Annotated in this window: 15 protein-coding genes; 8 read left to right on the forward strand and 7 right to left on the reverse strand. The window is 39.9% G+C overall.

Annotated elements, in window-relative coordinates; genetic code table 11:
• The first annotated feature begins 85 nt into the window (after positions 1-85).
• Together ACE1AT_RS02150 and ACE1AT_RS02155 are read left to right on the forward strand one after the other, a co-directional pair.
• Positions 86-460: a response regulator transcription factor gene (locus tag ACE1AT_RS02150; protein WP_374865671.1), complete on the forward strand. Its 375-nt coding sequence runs from the start codon at positions 86-88 to the stop codon at positions 458-460.
• A gap of 6 nt (positions 461-466) precedes the next feature.
• Positions 467-1,876, forward strand: a complete 1,410-nt coding sequence (locus ACE1AT_RS02155) for a sensor histidine kinase (RefSeq protein WP_374865672.1) — start codon at positions 467-469, stop codon at positions 1,874-1,876.
• Between the two features lie 349 nt (positions 1,877-2,225).
• Here the strand turns inward: ACE1AT_RS02155 and ACE1AT_RS02160 are convergent, their stop codons facing one another.
• The 4 genes from ACE1AT_RS02160 to ACE1AT_RS02175 all read right to left on the reverse strand — a co-directional run bounded on the left by ACE1AT_RS02160 (position 2,226) and on the right by ACE1AT_RS02175 (position 5,849).
• Positions 2,226-2,981 carry a sucrose-phosphate phosphatase gene (locus ACE1AT_RS02160; protein ID WP_374865673.1) on the reverse strand — a complete coding sequence of 252 codons (756 nt, stop codon included), beginning with the start codon at positions 2,979-2,981 and terminating at the stop codon, positions 2,226-2,228.
• Positions 2,982-3,067: 86 nt separating this feature from the next.
• Positions 3,068-4,495 (reverse strand): glycosyltransferase, encoded by a 1,428-nt coding sequence (locus tag ACE1AT_RS02165; protein WP_374865674.1) that lies wholly within the window; start codon positions 4,493-4,495, stop codon positions 3,068-3,070.
• 92 nt (positions 4,496-4,587) lie between these two features.
• Positions 4,588-4,809: a hypothetical protein gene (locus ACE1AT_RS02170; protein ID WP_374865675.1), complete on the reverse strand. Its 222-nt coding sequence runs from the start codon at positions 4,807-4,809 to the stop codon at positions 4,588-4,590.
• A gap of 338 nt (positions 4,810-5,147) precedes the next feature.
• Positions 5,148-5,849 carry a response regulator transcription factor gene (locus tag ACE1AT_RS02175; protein ID WP_374865676.1) on the reverse strand — a complete coding sequence of 234 codons (702 nt, stop codon included), beginning with the start codon at positions 5,847-5,849 and terminating at the stop codon, positions 5,148-5,150.
• 87 nt (positions 5,850-5,936) lie between these two features.
• Here ACE1AT_RS02175 and ACE1AT_RS02180 point away from each other — a divergent pair, with 87 nt between their 5' ends.
• Positions 5,937-7,337: an ATP-binding protein gene (locus tag ACE1AT_RS02180; protein WP_374865677.1), complete on the forward strand. Its 1,401-nt coding sequence runs from the start codon at positions 5,937-5,939 to the stop codon at positions 7,335-7,337.
• Between the two features lie 41 nt (positions 7,338-7,378).
• Here the strand turns inward: ACE1AT_RS02180 and ACE1AT_RS02185 are convergent, their stop codons facing one another.
• A complete protein-coding gene (locus ACE1AT_RS02185; RefSeq protein WP_374865678.1) occupies positions 7,379-8,056 on the reverse strand; it encodes a signal transduction histidine kinase LytS in 678 nt (225 codons plus the stop codon).
• A gap of 418 nt (positions 8,057-8,474) precedes the next feature.
• Between ACE1AT_RS02185 and ACE1AT_RS02190 the strand changes: the two genes are divergently transcribed.
• The 5 genes from ACE1AT_RS02190 (at position 8,475) to ACE1AT_RS02210 (ending at position 13,972) form a co-directional block, all read left to right on the forward strand.
• Positions 8,475-9,113: a hypothetical protein gene (locus ACE1AT_RS02190; protein ID WP_374865679.1), complete on the forward strand. Its 639-nt coding sequence runs from the start codon at positions 8,475-8,477 to the stop codon at positions 9,111-9,113.
• A gap of 546 nt (positions 9,114-9,659) precedes the next feature.
• Positions 9,660-10,406 carry a M48 family metallopeptidase gene (locus tag ACE1AT_RS02195; protein ID WP_374865680.1) on the forward strand — a complete coding sequence of 249 codons (747 nt, stop codon included), beginning with the start codon at positions 9,660-9,662 and terminating at the stop codon, positions 10,404-10,406.
• Positions 10,407-10,569: 163 nt separating this feature from the next.
• Positions 10,570-10,869, forward strand: coding sequence for a hypothetical protein (locus ACE1AT_RS02200; protein ID WP_374865681.1), 300 nt, complete (start codon positions 10,570-10,572; stop codon positions 10,867-10,869).
• 253 nt (positions 10,870-11,122) lie between these two features.
• Positions 11,123-11,338: a hypothetical protein gene (locus tag ACE1AT_RS02205; RefSeq protein WP_374865682.1), complete on the forward strand. Its 216-nt coding sequence runs from the start codon at positions 11,123-11,125 to the stop codon at positions 11,336-11,338.
• A 33-nt stretch (positions 11,339-11,371) separates the two neighbouring features.
• On the forward strand, positions 11,372-13,972 hold the full coding sequence (locus ACE1AT_RS02210; protein WP_374865683.1) for a chloride channel protein: 2,601 nt from the start codon (positions 11,372-11,374) through the stop codon (positions 13,970-13,972).
• A gap of 74 nt (positions 13,973-14,046) precedes the next feature.
• Here the strand turns inward: ACE1AT_RS02210 and rppB are convergent, their stop codons facing one another.
• Both rppB and rppA read right to left on the reverse strand, forming a co-directional pair.
• Complete coding sequence (gene rppB / locus ACE1AT_RS02215; RefSeq protein ID WP_374865686.1) at positions 14,047-15,375, reverse strand: two-component system sensor histidine kinase RppB; 1,329 nt, start codon at positions 15,373-15,375, stop codon at positions 14,047-14,049.
• 35 nt (positions 15,376-15,410) lie between these two features.
• Positions 15,411-16,142: a two-component system response regulator RppA gene (rppA, locus tag ACE1AT_RS02220; protein WP_374865684.1), complete on the reverse strand. Its 732-nt coding sequence runs from the start codon at positions 16,140-16,142 to the stop codon at positions 15,411-15,413.
• Positions 16,143-16,540 lie beyond the last annotated feature (398 nt).

The following is a 16,540-nucleotide window of genomic DNA, read 5'->3' on the forward strand; positions in this document are numbered from 1 at the left end:
ACAATGAATTTCTATTCTTGGAAAGATGTTTGAAAGATGAAATTAGATTATATTTCTCATCAAAACTATTAGCCTCAGAGAAACTATGCCCCACGTATTACTAGTAGATGACGAAGAAGCTTTGCGAGAAAGCCTGTCTTACAGTTTGCAAAAAGAAGGCTATAGCGTAACAGCAGTAGCAGATGGTCACAGTGCAATCAAACAATTCCATAAGGAAGTACCAGATGTAATCTTGTTAGACTTGATGTTGCCAGAGGTTGACGGTATGGAAGTTTGCTGGCGGATTCGTGCTTTTTCTGATGTACCGATTGTGATGCTGACAGCCAAAGACCAAGACGTGGATAAAATATGGGGATTAGAGGCAGGAGCAGACGATTATGTAACAAAACCTTTCAATACTCGTGAACTGATGGCACGCATCAAAGCAGTGCTGCGTCGTCGTGCTGAAAAGCAACCGTAAGCGATCATGAGTTGGTTGCAAATCAAGTGGAATTCGATTCACACCAAGCTCTTAGCAACTTACCTATTGCTGACTGCTTTGGGAACCTCGCTGATGGCAGGGTACATTCTTTGGTCATTCCATGCCTACTTTATGAGAGCAAGGCAAGTAGAGATGCAGAACTGGAGTACTGCTATCAATGAGAGTATTGCTGATGCGCTGGAGAAAAACGATCGCCAACAAGTACAGCTTGTTGTACAGCGTTATGGTGCAGCTGAGACTATCACAATCCGAGTTTTTGACAGTAAAGGTCAACTACTCGCTACATCTAACTCCAAACAAGACCGACAAGTGACAAACTGGCTAGTAGTACCTGGGATAGATGCAGCTTTAGAAAAACAACAAGCGCAAGGTATAGCAAAAGGAGTTTTGTCCAATGATGATAGATTATTTATCGCTCAACCGATAGTCCGTAATGGTCAGTTGTTAGGTGTGTTGCGAATGTCTATTACCTTGCAACAATTTCAACGTCAGTTCGCCATAGTTATCTGGACAGTGCTGGGAACGCTTTTGTTTACACTTTTACTTTGCACTATCATTAGTGAATGGCTAGCACGTAGCCTTTCCCGCCCCATTCAAATTATGAAAAATTTTGCTATCCGTTTGGGTAGTGGGCATTTTGGTGATAAGCTACAGATCCGCCAAAGCAACGAGTTAGATCAGCTAGCAACAGAACTCAATCGCATGAGTGAACGTTTGGCTTCGTTAGATCAGGAACGGCGAGCGTTTCTGGCAAACGTGTCTCACGAACTTCGTACTCCCATTAGTAATGTATTGGTAACGGTTGAAGCCCTACGGAACGGTGCTGTTGCAGATTCAGCAGTGAGCGATCGCTTTTTGAAGAATGTAGAAGACGAAACCAAACGATTATCACGCTTGATTGATGATTTACTGGACTTGGGACGCTTGGAAGCTGGAGTAACACATCTGGAAAAACAACGTATTAGGCTTTCTAGTCTAATTAGCCGTGCAGTTAGAGCAATGGAAACGCGAATGCAAAATTCGCACATTTCCGCTCAGTTAAACGTAGCTGAGTTACAAATACAGTGTGATTCAGAAAGACTGTTGCAAGCACTTCTGAATCTACTAGATAATGCCATCAAGCACTCAGCCCCTAATTCTCAGATATTTATCACTGCCTACAAAAAAGGTAAACAGGCTGTTGTCACTATCGGTGATCAAGGTCAAGGCATCAAAGATAGCGATCTCCCCCGAATTTTTGAGCAATTTTACACTGGCGATCGCTCTCGTCAAGGTCGGGGAGTTGGGTTAGGTTTAGCGATCGCCAAACGCATTATCGAAGCACACGGAGGTAGCATTACTGTTAGCAGCAAAGTTGGTGAGGGATCTACATTCACAATTTATTTACCCCTATAGCCATGTATTTGCACTATTACCACTTTTCCACAATTGTTAGTTAATTTAAAGCTAATAGCTGCTATTTTTTATTTCCTCAACTCAATATTATTAACGTAAATATGATTGGCGCTCACTTTTTTGGTGGAGTTACTTCTCTGGGATTAATTGAATGGCTAGAATAATAATATTGATAGAATATTGACATCATCTATTAAGTATTACTAGTCCACAAAAATAATTTTGGTAGATGGAACAAGCTGGAAGGATCAAGGAAAAATATTTACTGAGCTTACCCTTAAACCTTTACTATTTGTTCAAACTAATACCCTTTTAGTTTAGTGAATCAAAACTACATTTTTACGTAAACTTATCTAGTATCTATTTGTGAAAACGGCAACACATTAAAATAGACAAAACCTTCAAGAATACCTACAGCATAAGGGTAATGAGTTAGATAGTGCCGAGGGTAACGCGTTTTGTAATACCACCAAAGAAGTTCTGTCTGAGCATTGCCAACGATAATACCTGGTGATGGCAGTCGAAATAGACTAATGTCATTTCCAGAACCCCCGCAAATAATGGTTGCATTTGCTTGTATCTCCAGCAATTGTTGTAGATATACAATAGCTTTACCCTTATCACTGCTCTGGGGTAGGATATCAACATCCAATCCATTGCTGAAAATTACTTGAGTCCGCAATCCAGCAAAGTTCAATAAATCTCGCAAATCATCAATAACATGAAGTGAGGCAGTCATATCCAACGCAAAGCTTAACTTCCAAGGAGTTTGTTCGCTTTCAGGTTGAGGTTTTAGTGCAGAAAATTGGCTAGCAATTGCCCAAATTGTATCCCTATTCCAGTCTTTTGAAATGTAATTTGCCCAATTCTCTTCTAAAAGAACACCCTGTTGATAAATCTCACTACCTACACTAGTAATTAAGTAATCTGGTTTTAAAAACTTTGCTTGTACTATTTGCTTATAGCTAGAAGCATAAGAGTGACTAGTAACATAGACTAAGTAAATATAATTGCGTATGGCTTCCAGCCGTTCGTTTAAAGTAGCATTAGCTTGCTCGTTCCTAATCAAAGTATGGTCTAAGTCAATAACTATAAGTCTTTTCATGTTTAGTTTTTCCTATGTTAAAAGTATTGATGTTGAGACTGAGAAATTTGACTTAAATCAGGTGATAAATACTTTTTACTTTGTACTTAGCTATTCGCCCACTTCACAGTGCCGCTAGAGAAAGAATCAATTAATTTTTCTAGAGCCATAATTTCACTAGAATTCAAAGCATTTGATTTCAATAAATTTTGAATTTGTCTTTCTAAGTTCGGAGATAAGTTTTTAGATTGAATAATTTCTTGAACAAACGCACCTAATGTTAAAGATTGGTAGAGTTCATAAATTTGAGTAGTCACTACTTGAGTACTGAAACGAGACTGAACCCAATTGCGTGCAGCATTGCCATAGCACTGCCGAACAATAGGATCTTCCAACAGATTCCGAATCGCGATCGCTAAAGCATTGGCGTTGCAAGGAGGAACTAAAAGTCCGGTTTCACCATGCACCACTGTATGTTGCAATCCTCCCACTTCGCTAGCAATTACGGGTGTTCCTGCTGCCATTGCTTCAATAGCAACTAAACTAAAAGGTTCATAATAACTAGGCACAACACAAACATCTACTGCGGCATAGTAAGCAGGTAACATTTGTTGAGAAATCCGTCCTGTCAAAACCGTAACTGCTTCCAATCCCAGCTTTTTTATCAGGGTTTGAATGCGTTGTTGTTCTTGAAAGTCTGCTCTATTTTCACGACTATCACCAACTAAATAAAGTTTAAATGGATGAGGCAAATAGCTACAGGCTTTGACTAGGGTTTCAACCCCTCTATGGGGATCAAAGCGTCCTACATGTAAGATGATTCGAGAATCTGGGGCAATTCCTAACTGTTGGCGGGCAACTTCTTTACTCACAGAACTAAAATGTTCCGTATTAATACCACAAGGAATTACTTTGATGCGACCATATTGCGAAATTAGCTGACGCAAATCTTCTGCTTCTTGAGGACTGGTGGCAATGACACAATCTGCTTGCTCTAAAATTGCCTTCTCTACATGATGGCGAATCGAAGCCATCTGCGGTAAATGTTCCATATACCGATATTTAACTGCTCCTATGGAATGATAGGTATGGATTTGAGGAAACCCCAGTCTAGCTTTAAGTCTTAGTCCCACCCAACCAGAAAGCCAGTAATTAGTGTGAATCAGTGCATAGTTACGCCCTGTTTGATGTTGAAAATTAAGCCAAGCTCTCACAAATTCTGGTAAATGCTCAAATAACTCGTTTCTGGGAATGAATTTTGCTGGCCCTGCGGTCAGACGAATTGTGCGACACCCTGGTACTAGTTTCACAATTTTCTCTTGATGAGGATGTTCGCGCCGAGTAAAAATATCAACCTGACATCCCTGTTTTGCTAATGCCAATCCTAGTTCGCGCACATATATATTTTGTCCACTCACTCCTTCTTTGCTAATTTCATCTGTCGGATCGCTATCAATTGAAATTAATGCGTAAGTAGGTTGAGAGTTTTGCATTTCTGGAGACTTAACTAAACTTAAAGAGTTAAGAGTATTCATTTTTAAATTTCAACTTGCAAATAATGAAGGAAATGTATCCAGAGCGTAAAACTTCAAAGTTTTTTAAAGCGTTATTTCCACTAAAATTAAAATTATTGAATATCAAAAAAAGTTTGCAAAAACCGCCTGGAAAATATAAAAGGATGGTTTCTACCTAAATCTTTACTAGTTTTGGAGCGTTCTGGAAGAGCATCAATAAGTAACCGAATTGCTTCATGGACTGATATTTTATGATCTTCTGCATAAACTTTGAGTTTACAATACTGATCATTAGTAAGAACAATATTAGAAATATTCACTGAAAAATGAGACATAGAGATTGACCCAACCCTGAATATAGTATTCCAAACTTTATTCTCTCGGAATATTACATTTTATAAGTCAAAAAAATAGGTAAAAATCGGGTAAAAATCGGGTAGATAAATATCAGTTTCATTTCTCATTTCAATAAATTTATTTTTGTATCAAGCTATTCTGATTTAATTTTGAAGACTATATATTTAAAAGCATTAATGTCAAAATTAAAATTCTCCAAACCAAGTTGTTAAATTGGTTTGGAGAAAGTATGGTGTCAAGGAGTTATTTTATGTGAGAGTCTAGCAATCGATTGTACAGATAAGGAGCAAAAATTGGGTAGAAATCGGGTAATTTCCTAAAGCTGCTTGAGGCGATAGCCGAGTCCATGAACTGTCTCAATCAAACCATCAGGAGCACCTGCCTCTTTCAGTTTATTTCGTAAAGTTTTGATGTGAGACTTAACAGTTTCTTCGCTGGGTGGGTCATCCAGTGACCAGATACGCTCAATAATTCCAGCTCGACTTAGGACTCGCCTACCACTAGAAACCATTAGTTCTAGGAGGACAAATTCTTTTGCTGTCAGGTGTAGGGGTTGGTCAGCATAGGTAACTTCATAAGTAGTGGGATTTAAATGCAAATTACCCCAACTGAGGTCTGGGAAAGAAACTGCGGCACTATTACGACGTAACAATGCGCGAATGCGAGCCATTAACTCTGGCATTTCAAAAGGTTTGACCATATAGTCATCTGCTCCAGCATCCAACCCGGTAACTTTGTCACTAAGGGTGTCACGTGCTGTTAACATGAGGACAGGTAGTTTACTATTGTGTAATAAACTACGTCCCAGTGTAGGCGATCGCAAGCGTTGGCAAAAACTTACACCGTCTAACTTCGGTAACGTAATATCCAGCACTACTAAGTCATATTCCAACGTATTCACAAAATCCCATGCTTCTTCTCCATCTTGGGCTACATCTACAACATATTGACGATCAGTAAGAGCTTCCATCAGCATCTCTGCTAGCTGGACATCATCCTCAACTACCAAGATACGCATTGTCAGAAATATTTTTTGAATTAACTTTAATGTAAGGTTTTATAACAAACAATGCCGACTTCAAACCATTAACTAAAATTATTTTCTATGAAATGGTCATTGGAAGGGAAATGGATTGCCTCTGGTTTTGGCTTGTCTTTGTTGTTAATGGGTATTGTCAGCTTCATTTCTTACCAAAACGCTACTCAATTAATTGACAGTGGCAATAAAGTGAAGCACACTCATGAAGCAATGAAAAGCTTAATTGATATCTTCGCTACACTAACCGACGCAGAAGCAGGACGTAGGGGTTATATTCTGTATGGAGAGCGTTCAGAACTCAAACGGTACAATCAGGCAATGCAAAGCCTAGATGCCAAAGTCGAAAAATTGCAGCAGCAACTTGCTAATGACCCTTCTCAACAGCAGCAACTGAAAAGGCTAAAATTCCTCATATCTCAAAGGGTTGAACTATCCAAGCAATCGATTGAACTTCAGCAGCAAGGTAAATCAACCTTTGCCCTTCAAGCATCCCTAGTTACTCAAAGCAACCAAAATCGTAGTGAAATCCGCAAAACACTAACCCAAATGCAAACTAGAGAAGAACAGTTATTGCAAATATCGGTTAGATATTCCCAGGATAATACTCATGATCGCATGTTGATTGAATTTCTCGGCACTTTGCTGAGTTTTAGTATTTTGTTAGGTGTTTATGCTTTGCTTTATCAACAATTAGTTAAGCGTCAACAAGCAGAAGCTATCCAACGTACATTAGCTCAAGAAAAAGAACTCAGCGAACTAAAACTGCGCTTTTTTTCTATGGTGTCTCATGAATTTCGTACGCCTTTGAGTATTATTTTAGGGTCGGCTCAATTGTTAGCTCAAAGTGAACAGCAATGGACAAAAGAAAAGAAGCTCAAAAATTTACATCGGATTCAATCTTCAGCTAGGTCAATGAATCAACTGCTGACGGATATTCTCACTTTGACGAGAGCAGAAGCAGGTAAACTAGAATTTCATCCAGAACTTATAGATTTAGAGGCATTTTGCATTAATTTGATTGAGGATCTTCAGTTTTTAACTCAACCACAACATAGTATTCAATTTGTCAGCCAAAGTAACTGTACTCATGCTAAATTAGATGAAAATTTGCTGTACTCAATTCTCAGCAATTTACTTTCAAACGCGATTAAATATTCACCTCAAAAAGAAAAAATTTCATTGATTCTCAGCTGTACCCCAGAGTTGATAATTTTCCAAGTTCAAGACTCTGGAATCGGTATTCCTTTAGAATCTCAGCAGCATTTATTTGAGCCTTTTCATCGTGCTAATAATGTGGGTAAAATTGTTGGCACTGGACTCGGACTGGCTGTGGTGAAAAAATGCCTAGAACTACATCAGGGAGAAGTTTCTGTAGAAAGTGAGGTAGGAGTTGGAACAACTTTTACAGTGAAAATTCCCCAGAAGGTGACAGCAATGGCAAGAAGTAAAATAGATTTGTCAGTGTAGAGAATGCGATCGCTCCAAATCATGCGATCGCTCGATCATATCTAGAGAGATTGCTCATCCCGTTTATCAACAATTTCCACTACATCCTCATCAGTAGTAGTTCCTGTATACCTCTGTGTAGTCCGATCCATGCTATTCATACCAGACATATCAGCAGAAGCTACATCACTAGATACATCGTATACAGCCCAGTTCCGAATATTCTGATTTCTCAAAATTGATGCAGCACGCTCAATTTCATGCTCATTACCATCTACAATCACCAAAAATTCACCTTGGGATACTCTTTGACTATAATCTCTGGCTTCTTCTTCAGGAATACCCAAACCAGTCAGCGCTCCTACTAAACCACCTGCTGCTGCACCAATACCCGCACCAGCTAAGGTCGTCGCTATCGTCCCAGCAGCCAAAAAAGGCCCGACTCCTGGAACAATTAAAGCTTCCAAGCCAACGAGTAAACCACCAATACCACCCAAAACAGTACCCGTGACTGCACCAACTCCAGCACCTTCTTGAGCTTCATTATCACCGCGATCTTTCATGTCAGATTTATCTCTGACAGTAGCTCCACCTATTTGTTCATTGCGGTCTGTGTCTTTTGCCAATACAGAAACTCGATTCATAGAGAAACTTGAGTCTCTGAGTTTATTCAGCGCATCTTCTGCTGTTCGACGGTTGGGGAATGTACCAACTGCACGCTTATGTTGTTGGATTACCATTTTTGTCTCCTCATCAAATTACAACTTTGTTTTGTTTAGGTAGATTTTTATTTAGCTTCTCTCTCAAAACATATATATTCATCAGTCTATAGATTTAGTTTTTTATCCATCAAAAGAAGAAGATAATAACTAATAATTTGATTAATTCTATTTCGTAAGTAGTAATTTAACAAAATATAGAAAATCTTCACGAGTTTTCCACAATTGAAAGTTAAGCTGTGTTTAAAGACTTTTGAAAGACTCCTCTGATAGTTGAGCGTCTCAACTTTTTTCTCATTCATGCAAATTCATCTTCTTGATAGTTTTGCACAACAAAATGTTGATTTTTACTACTTAATCAATAAATTACTTAATGATGAGAAAAATTATAGTAAATTCTAAATTTTGAAAAATTTATATTGCATTTGTGGAGGTATCTATGAATCTACCAAGTCAGAGCAGCAAAAACAAAGCCGGGCTATTGGGAGGTATTTTTAGCGGTTTATTAATAGGTCTGCCAGCTATTCCTCTTGCTGCGTTAGCAGCTCCTTCTTCTGTGGTCAATCCCTGTCCTAGTATTTTCTACGAAGAACCACATAACAATCAAGTATTGGTTCCCCAGGGATGTCCACCGAATGCTTACACGCTGAGACAACAAGGTCAAATATCTGGGGGGCAAAACGGCGTGGTTGTTCCCATTAATCCTAATGTCAGAGGTGTAAATCCCATACAGCCACCTTTACCAGGAAGAAGACAGAGTCCAGTCGCTACTATTACACCAACAGCAGGTGGGGTAAATGTGAGATTACGAAATAACACTAATGCTTCTATTTCTTACCAAGCGATCAGCTATACCCAACCTCGAATTCTCTCAGGTGGACAAGAAATCGTTCTACGAAATCTACCAACACCTGTAACTATCACAATGATACGAGAAGATGCAGGTTTTATTCATGCTATGCCTATATCTACATCTGAAGATGGAACACTAACTGTTTCATTGGATGAAACAGCTAACTTTTCTAACAGTGATACTGCGTTGAGAATTCAAAGAAATGGTCAAGTATTTCTGAATTAAGAGTTTGTAATAAGCACTTTATCCTTTATCCTTCTTCTGTCACTTTCCGGAAGGGCGATCGCTAGAAGGCTGATGAGGCAATCAATGCAGGCTATACTATTAGAAAAAAATTGGTCTTGTATTTGTTATTAGAAAATAATCGCGCCATCGCTTGCTCTACAAAAGCTCTAGAATTCAGAAATGGCAAAACTTTTCGGAGAGTGACAGAAGCGGGTTATACCAATTTCCTATGAAGATGCATAGAATAGCTAGATTCAAAACTCTTGCTATACAACGATTGTAGACTTCAAGATTCTATGCAAGTTCACAAATAATTGGTATTAGTGCTTATTCTTCATAAATTCAGGAGATTTTACTAACAATAAATCGGAGGTTTACAGGGATATTACTCTACCTTGTAGATTGGACACACACATTGGACGGAGAGATAAGAGAAGGGAGAGTATCTTAGCTAATGGAGGAAAATAATCAACTGATTCTTTATATTTACATCTCCATTTTCTTTACCAGTGAAAGTTTGTTGCAATTATTTTTATAGTTAGTGTTATGTCAAATTATTTCATTTTTCTTAGTTTCTATCGTCGCTGGTTGTATGTGTTGGTGTCAGTGGTGGTATCCCTTGGTATTTGTGTAGGTTCACCCCAAAAATCGCAAGCAATTTCATGGTTCGATCTACTGTTTCAAGGTGTCCAGATATTACAATTATCTAATATATCCGACAAGGAAGAAGTCCAGTTAGGTAAAGAAATTAATCAGCAATTAGTTAACAGTAAGATTCAGCTTTATAGCAATAAAAATGTAAATCGCTATGTCAATCAAATTGGTCAGAAATTAGCAGCAAATAGTACTCGTTCTGATATTCCTTATAAATTTCAGGTAGTCAAAGATGAGAGTGTAAACGCCTTTGCCACAATGGGAGGTTATGTTTATGTTACTACCGGATTGCTAAAAGCCGCAGATAACGAAGCTCAATTAGCTAGCGTTATCGCTCATGAAATTGGACATATTGCTAGCCGACATGCAATAGAACAGATGCAACAAACAGCGATCGCTCGTGGTGTGGCCACAGCAACCGGATTAGATCGCAGTACAGCAGTTCAAATTGGTGTGGATTTGGCTTTACGTCGTCCCCATAGTCGCCAAGATGAATTTGAAGCCGATAGAAAAGGACTGAGAACTTTAAGACGTGCTGGTTATGCTCAGTCTGCCATGATCGCTTTCATGCAAAAGTTACTCAATCAGCCATCGCTACCGACATTTTTGAGTACCCATCCCGCAACAAGCGATGTCTGACGACAAGCTGCTTCGCATCTACGCATCACTGCTTTAAAGCGTGAAATTGATTCTCAAAAAGTTTCTGGAAGCGGAGGTTTAAACAATTCTATATATGAGGCGAAAATTCAACCTTTAAGTTAGTTATTAATCAAGCTAAACAAATTTAACAGTAAGAAAAAGCATGGCTTTGTACAAACTTGATGAATACAATCCTGACTATACAAATGAAATTTTTTATGGTAATGATAATAACAAACAACCTCAAAAAAATACAGCAAATATCCCAGCTTTACCCCAAGGTTGGGACGACTTGAAATGGTTAGCAAATCAACCATGTATAGCGACATTTAAGTCATACAAATATACGCATCTCATCGAGATATTTGGCGATCGCCAATATGAACCCCTTAATAGTGATTCCTCCTCCATCTCATTAGAAGCATACGGCTATCGCTGGTTTCGAGTAAATCAAATGCGTTAGGTTTAGATATGTCCTAACCTTTCCTACCCGATTTCTGCTCGATTTCTCCCCTGTTTTTCAACTTTTTTTAGGTAAATTAAGAGTAAAACCAAATAGTTAAATAGCGTATGAATTATAACAAATATTAAGTAAAAATACAGAGTTGATAAGCACCTAAAAAAATTAATTACATATTCTTCAAGCTGTTAAGAGTCTCCTGACATCTACGAATGAATTTAATTTTGCATAACCACTTATTATGTGAAGGTTTTGTATGAGACATCATCAAATTGATGAGAACTTAAATTTACATCCATCCAGCATAGGCGAGAACTCAGGCGGTAAGTTTGTCCACACACAATTGCTTATGTTATTAGTGCTGTTTATTACAGGTATTTGTGTAGATGTTTGGTTTAATCGTCACCAATTACCGTGGCAATTATCAAACTTTCATCCACAGATGTCAACATCAACATCAGTGCATTCATAGCATCTATAAAATTTATTTATATTACAACTGAAGATGTTACGCATCGGGCAAACTCTTTGGAAGCGTCTATATTGGTTACTTGTACGACCCAAGCGTCTTGCTATTTTTGAAGCTTGCCTGATCGGTTTAGTCTCTGGATTGGCAGCAGTCTTGTTAGCACAGGGCGTAGCATGGCTGGGTGGATGGCGACAAAGTGCATCTCACTTACTCCCCGCTTACTATGTACTACCAATCATTGGTTTGCTAGGAGGATTTCTCGCAGGCACTTTGGTAGAACGTATAGCTCCCGCCGCCGCCGGTAGTGGGATGTCAGAAGTCAAGGCTGTACTAGCGCAAGTGCCAATGCCTCTTAACCTCCGCATTGCATTGGTAAAATTAGTTAGTGCAACGTTAGTTTTGGCAACTGGAATCCCTTTAGGAAGAGAAGGGCCAACGGTGCAAATCGGAGCAGCCATAGCCAATCAGTTTAGTCGCTGGTTTCCCACCTCCCCCGATCATCGCCGTCAGTTGATTGCAGCTGGAGCGGGAGCGGGACTAGCAGCAGCTTTCGATGCTCCGATTGCTGGGGTGTTATTTGTGGTGGAAGAACTCCTGCAAGATGTCTCTGGAATTACTTTAGGAACAGCAATTCTGGCTTCATTTATCGCTGCTGTTGTTTCCCGAATTTTGGGTACTCATAGTCTGGATTTAGATTTGCATTTAGTCACACCGAACACCAGCTTTTTTGCCCTAGAAATTCCCTTTTACTTACTTCTAGGAATTCTAGCTGGATTGGGAGGTGTATTATTTAATCGAGGTGTCCTTACTAGCCTTAGTTTCTATGGTCGTTTCTTAAAGATTAGCTTGCCTTGGCGAATTGGACTGGCTGGACTTGTAACTGGTTTTGCACTTGTTGTTCTGCCCCCAGTTTTTCGGGACAACGCTGGATTACGAGAACTTTTGTTATCGGGTGATGCCAATTGGCAACTGGTAGCACTGGCATTCTGTATTCAGTTTTTGCTGATCATCTTCACCTATGGTTCTGGTGCGCCTGCTGGCTTGCTGGTTCCGACTTTGGCACTGGGAGCAGCCTTGGGCTATTTAGTAGGAATTTGGGAATCTCACTGGCTGGGGTTGAGTTTGCCAACAACTTATGCACGGGTAGGGATGGGGGCATTTTTCTGTGGAGTTGCTAGAGTCCCGATTACGGCAGTCATCATCGTGTTTGAGATGACGACTGACTTTAATTTGGTGTTGCCTCTGATGATTGTCTCGGTAACTGCTTATCTGATAGCAGAACTGTTCGAGGCGGGGTCACTTTATGATAAATTGCTGGAATTTAAAGGCATTCATCTTTCTAAAGAAGCCACATCCCCAGGGCCTTGGCTGGAACTGACGGCTGCTGATGTTATGCAACGTCGTGTGGAAACCCTCTCCAGCCGCATGAGGTTGGATGAGGCTTTGCAGGCGTTTTCGCAATCTTCCCACCGTGGCTTTCCAGTATTAGAAGATGGGAAAATAGTAGGTATTTTAACTCAGAAAGATGTAGCCAATCTCTCCCAACGAGGCTTGAATGGCGATCGCTTTGTAGCAGAAGTGATGACCCCAGAGCCAATTACTACTTACCCCAAAGATACGCTTGCCCATGTCTTGCACTTGCTCAATCACTACAAATTGAGCAGTTTGCCAGTTGTGGAAGGACGGCGTTTGGTAGGGATTATTACCCGCAGTGATATTATTCGCACAGAAGCTGCCTATCTCAACACCACCGAAGACGTGGCAGGCCCGAAAGCAGAGCCATCCCAGGTGATTTACCGCATCCGTGCGCCGGAAACTGGACAGGGAAGGTTACTTGTACCCTTGTGTAATCCCAAAACAGCAGAAAAACTATTGCAAATGGCTGTGGCAATTGCCCGCGATCGCCATTATGAAATAGAATGTCTGCATGTAATTGTTGTGCCTCGTCACCAAGCTCTTACCGAAACCCATGTGAGTATGAGGGCTGGTCAACGCCTGTTGCGTCAGGCAATGCGGTTCGGGCAAGCATGGGATGTACCCGTGCATACTCAAATTCGGGTCGCTCATGATTTATCGGAAGCAATTTTGCAAACTATCAAAGAGCGTTATATCAATTTGGTGCTGATGGGTTGGAAAGGTAGCACAACCACGCCAGGAAGGGTTTTCAGTCGGGTGGTAGATACGATTATCCGACAAGCTGCCTGTGAAGTGGTATTAGTCAAGCTCCAAGACCAAAGCCACTTTGATCGCTGGCTTGTACCGATAGCAGGTGGCCCCAATTCTCAGCAAGCGATCGCACTCTTGCCAGCCCTCACTTCACTGAGTAAAACACCAACTGTTAACTTATGTCAGGTATTCGACCCAGATGAAACCAAACCAGACACCACATCTCTCAACAAAGCTGCTCATTTCCTTGAACAAAGGCTTGATGGCAGCTTAAAAATAGCTCCAATTCATGCCACTTCAATTGCAGATGCCATATTAAAATCTGCCAAACACAACAATACCGATGTAATTATTTTGGGAGCTTCTCGTGAGGGGTTATTGCAGCAAGTTGTACACGGCAATATTCCTGCAACGATCTCGCGTAATAGCCAGCAGACGGTAATTTTAGTACGAGCAGCTTCTACTGTTTGAAAAAGGTATTTCTACTCTATGGGTTTATAGTATCTGTTAATTGTGGAATTTTCGGGTAGTAGTTAATAAGTAATTTAAAGAGGCAGGCGAACTGTAAATGTACTACCCAACCCTGGTTGACTTTGAACGTGAATACTGCCTTCGTGTGCTTGGATGATCGCTTGAACGATGGCTAAACCCAAACCCGAACCACCAGAGGTGCGGGAGCGATCGCGATCGACTCGGTAGAAGCGATCAAAAATTCGCTGTTGATGTTCGACAGCAATGCCGATTCCTGTATCCTGAATTTTAATAATGGCATAAAGCTCACTATCTTCTAAAAAAACAGTGACTTTTCCCCCACTAGGCGTTGCTTGGATTGCATTCACAATTAAGTTAGAAATTAAACGATAAAGCTGTTCTTCATTTCCCATAACATAAACTTTTTTTGCAACTTGCACCTGCTTAGAGAGATTTACCTGAGTCTCTACTGCCAAAAATGCTAGTTCCTCAACTAAGTCGCTAATTAAATCATTCAAACAGCAAGACTTATATTCTCCTGTTAGTTGTTTTTGGTCTATCCTTGTTAACAGCAACAAATCTCCAACTAATTGTGATAAACGACGATTTTGGCGTTTAAGAACATCTAAAATTTCATTATTTGACTTTGGTTCTTGCTGTAACTTGATAGCAGCTTCAATAGTAAAGTGCATTGCTGCTAAAGGTGTGCGAAATTCATGGGCAGCATCAGCAGTAAATTGTTGCATTTGTTGATAGGAATGATATACAGGTTGCATTGCCCTTCCTGCTAACCACCAACTAGACAAAGCAACAAAAATCATGGAAACTGGCAACCCCAAAATCAAAGTTAATCTCAAATAAGTAAGATGTTGGTCTAAGTCATTCAGGCTTCGCGCCACTTGTAGATAACCCGAAAGCTGTTTTTGAGTATACAAAGGTAAAGTGATTTGGCGGTATCGAGTGCCAGAAGAATTTGTTAGAGTTTGCCAATGCTGAGATAATGAGGTAATTGGTAATTTATCAAATTGTATACCTGCACTAGCAAACAATTTTCCCGAACCATCCAATAAGCGTATATAGTAATTAACCTGGTTAGCTGACTCTACTATTGGTTGTTTAATAATAGTTGTTTTAGGCAAGCAGTTTATTGGAGTTATACATAATTCTAAGGAAAGTTCTTTAGCAAGTTGCTGTAAATGTCCGGGTTGTTGCCAAGCAGATTCAATACTTTTATGAAGTGCCTTTGCTACTGATTGCAATCCTTGGTCTATAGTTTCATGATAGGCATGAGCAACTACACTATAAACCCCCAAACCAGATAGCCCTAAAATACCGCCCATTACGAGGGTATACCAAGCTGCTAGCCGCAACCGAGTCTGGTGGAAAATGGGATTGCCTTCCATATTTCTATAACCTTGCTCAAACCGTTGCTGTTGAATTAGCAAAAATCAGCACCATGAATGTTGAGGCGATAGCCCACACCATAAATAGTTTCAACTAAAGATTCACTATCTTCTTCTCCTAATTTGCGTCTCAATAAGCGAATTTGTGCTGCTACTACATTGCTTACTGGTTCTGCACCAATTTCCCAAAGCTGGTTAATAATTTGGTCGCGACTGATAATTTGGTTAGGATGCCTCATGAAATATTCCAATAATTGAAATTCCTTGGCAGTTAGTGAAAAGACTTGCTTTTCTCCATGAGGATACTGACGAGTAAGTTGATGAGTGCTGTAATTTAGAGTTAGATAACCTACTTGTAAGCGTCGGGGTTGGACTTGAGGTGTCAACGTTGATCCTACGTAAGATGCTCGCCGTTGTAATGCTCGCAATCTTGCTAGCAGTTCTGCCATATCAAAAGGTTTAACTAAATAGTCATCTGCACCGCTATCTAAACCAATAATCTTTTCTTCCATTTTGTCTTTAGCCGTTAGCATCAACACAGGTAGAGTTAGGTTTTGAGAGCGCAACCATTTACACAATTCTACCCCCGAAACTCCTGGCAGCATCCAATCCAAAATTGCTAGGGTGTACTCAGTCCAGCCAGTTTCTAAATATTGCCATGCCTGAGTCCCATCAAGAAACCAATCAACTATATATGCCTCATGACTCAGGACTTGTTTGATGGCTGCACCTAAATCTGCTTCATCCTCAACTAATATCAGTCGCATAGTAAATCCAGGGGTAAAAGCCTTCTTTAATTACGCTTTCACGAAAAAATGAAATAACTGTGAAATTTTGATTCTACTTAAGATATAGCGATCACCTATTCAATCTTAATTGCTGAAATCCTATCGGCATAGTTATTAGCTTCTATCAAGACAGAAAGTACCAGCGCACTCAATCCAATCAAATGACAGAAAAACCGTGCCAGATGCGAATATTCCCACTGATTGCGGAGTTGTTGCCAGTTTGCCGGAACTGATTCCTGTACGTTCGCTCATTTTTGAAGGGAGAGAGGAATTAATGCCTTATGGTTCAAGGAAAAAAACCTAATTCAGAATCCGATCATACTGACACCATGTAATACTTGGGAAAAGCTTTGGGAGATGAACGGTGTATGACATGG

Origin of the sequence: Pelatocladus sp. BLCC-F211 (genome assembly GCF_041928655.1) — a bacterium.
In the GTDB taxonomy this organism is placed as follows: domain Bacteria; phylum Cyanobacteriota; class Cyanobacteriia; order Cyanobacteriales; family Nostocaceae; genus Pelatocladus.

What these genes read in the sequence shown, in the direction of transcription:
- ACE1AT_RS02150 (WP_374865671.1), top strand. Translation starts at nt 86, where the DNA reads ATGCCCCACGTATTACTAGTAGATGACGAAGAAGCTTTGCGAGAAAGC.
- ACE1AT_RS02155 (WP_374865672.1), top strand. Translation starts at nt 467, where the DNA reads ATGAGTTGGTTGCAAATCAAGTGGAATTCGATTCACACCAAGCTCTTA.
- ACE1AT_RS02160 (WP_374865673.1), bottom strand. Translation starts at nt 2,981, where the DNA reads ATGAAAAGACTTATAGTTATTGACTTAGACCATACTTTGATTAGGAAC.
- ACE1AT_RS02165 (WP_374865674.1), bottom strand. Translation starts at nt 4,495, where the DNA reads ATGAATACTCTTAACTCTTTAAGTTTAGTTAAGTCTCCAGAAATGCAA.
- ACE1AT_RS02170 (WP_374865675.1), bottom strand. Translation starts at nt 4,809, where the DNA reads ATGTCTCATTTTTCAGTGAATATTTCTAATATTGTTCTTACTAATGAT.
- ACE1AT_RS02175 (WP_374865676.1), bottom strand. Translation starts at nt 5,849, where the DNA reads ATGCGTATCTTGGTAGTTGAGGATGATGTCCAGCTAGCAGAGATGCTG.
- ACE1AT_RS02180 (WP_374865677.1), top strand. Translation starts at nt 5,937, where the DNA reads ATGAAATGGTCATTGGAAGGGAAATGGATTGCCTCTGGTTTTGGCTTG.
- ACE1AT_RS02185 (WP_374865678.1), bottom strand. Translation starts at nt 8,056, where the DNA reads ATGGTAATCCAACAACATAAGCGTGCAGTTGGTACATTCCCCAACCGT.
- ACE1AT_RS02190 (WP_374865679.1), top strand. Translation starts at nt 8,475, where the DNA reads ATGAATCTACCAAGTCAGAGCAGCAAAAACAAAGCCGGGCTATTGGGA.
- ACE1AT_RS02195 (WP_374865680.1), top strand. Translation starts at nt 9,660, where the DNA reads ATGTCAAATTATTTCATTTTTCTTAGTTTCTATCGTCGCTGGTTGTAT.
- ACE1AT_RS02200 (WP_374865681.1), top strand. Translation starts at nt 10,570, where the DNA reads ATGGCTTTGTACAAACTTGATGAATACAATCCTGACTATACAAATGAA.
- ACE1AT_RS02205 (WP_374865682.1), top strand. Translation starts at nt 11,123, where the DNA reads ATGAGACATCATCAAATTGATGAGAACTTAAATTTACATCCATCCAGC.
- ACE1AT_RS02210 (WP_374865683.1), top strand. Translation starts at nt 11,372, where the DNA reads ATGTTACGCATCGGGCAAACTCTTTGGAAGCGTCTATATTGGTTACTT.
- rppB (WP_374865686.1), bottom strand. Translation starts at nt 15,375, where the DNA reads ATGGAAGGCAATCCCATTTTCCACCAGACTCGGTTGCGGCTAGCAGCT.
- rppA (WP_374865684.1), bottom strand. Translation starts at nt 16,142, where the DNA reads ATGCGACTGATATTAGTTGAGGATGAAGCAGATTTAGGTGCAGCCATC.